Origin of the sequence: Psychrobacter sp. AOP5-GZ1-6, from assembly GCF_052376345.1 — a bacterium.
Taxonomy (GTDB): Bacteria; Pseudomonadota; Gammaproteobacteria; order Pseudomonadales; family Moraxellaceae; genus Psychrobacter.
This window is the reverse complement of the sequence record NZ_JBQSVP010000271.1, coordinates 1-1,269: the sequence shown is the minus strand read 5'-3', so window position 1 is coordinate 1,269 and position 1,269 is coordinate 1. Positions and strand designations below refer to the sequence as shown.

Here is a 1,269-nt window from a genome sequence, read left to right as displayed (position 1 = left end):
TGTAGTGGCATAATAAACTTGGACAGTGCATAAGAGGTTTATACTACCCCAAAGAAGGAAACTAGTATGACCAACAAACGCAACCAATATACCCGAGAATTCAAACTTGAAGCCATCAGCTTAGTCACTGATCACAACCGTAGCATCCCCGACGTTTCTAACTCACTTGGCATTGGCAAATCCACCTTACAGAAATGGCTGAGTCAGTACCGTCAAGAAATGGGTGGACAAGCACCTAAAGTCGGCAATGCCTTAACCGATGAACAGCGAGAACTCCAAGAACTGCGTAAACAAGTAAAACGGCTGACTATGGAGCGCGACATCTTAAAAAAGGCTTCAGCTCTGCTAGCCTTGGACAGTCTGAGCGATTATCGCTGATAAGTCAGCTGGCAGAGCAAGACAAACAGATGAGTAAAACTCAATTGTGTGACCTATTTGGCATGGTTAAGAGTAGCTATTACTATGGCTTGCAGCCAAAGCCGATAAATATTGAAATGGTCAAGCTTAAAGCCTTAATACGCCAAATATTTAATGACTCAAAGCAATCAGCTGGCGCTCGCAGCATTGCTGCTATCTTGATGAATGAGCATGGCATTAAGCTGACACGTTACTTAGCTGCTAAGATTATGAGAAGTATGGGGCTCATCAGTTGCCAGCTAAAAACACATAAATACAAGCGAGCTGACGAAGAACACCAAGCTCATGACAATATACTGAACCGTAATTTTAGCCCATCAGCGCCCAATCAGGTCTGGACGGGTGATGTCACATATATTCGTATCAAAGGCGGCTGGTGCTACCTAGCGGTTGTTTTAGATTTATATGCCCGTCGTGTGGTGGGCTTTTCGGTGTCAGATTCCCCTGACAGCGTGTTGACAATCAAAGCGCTGCAAATGGCATATCAGACGCGCTTAAAGCCAAGTGGCGTGTTGTTTCACTCTGATCAAGGAACCCATTACACTAGCAAGAAGTTTGCTGAATCCGTGGCGAGTTGTGAGGGTATGACGCAAAGCATGAGCCGTCGCGGAAATTGTTGGGATAATGCGCCGACCGAAAGATTCTTCAGAAGCTTCAAAACTGAGTGGATGCCAAAGGGCGGTTATGAAGATATCGCTGAGGCTAAAAGCGCCATTGTTGATTATATCTGGGGCTATTATCAGTCCGTGAGACCGCATACTTTCAACGATTATTTGCCGCCAGCAGAAAAAGAGAGACGTTACTTTAATCAAAATCTCTTATCAGCTGTCCTAAATTAGTTGACCACTACAA

General features: G+C 44.7%; 2 protein-coding genes. Both read left to right on the top strand.

The window, feature by feature from the left end; genetic code table 11:
• Window positions 1–66 precede the first annotated feature (66 nt).
• A complete protein-coding gene (locus ACT3RN_RS15665) occupies window positions 67–378 on the top strand; it encodes a transposase (protein WP_192992678.1) in 312 nt (103 codons plus the stop codon).
• Window positions 375–1,256, top strand: coding sequence for an IS3 family transposase (locus tag ACT3RN_RS15660; RefSeq protein ID WP_444518822.1), 882 nt, complete (start codon window positions 375–377; stop codon window positions 1,254–1,256). The genes ACT3RN_RS15665 and ACT3RN_RS15660 overlap by 4 nt, the downstream gene beginning before the upstream one ends.
• Window positions 1,257–1,269 lie beyond the last annotated feature (13 nt).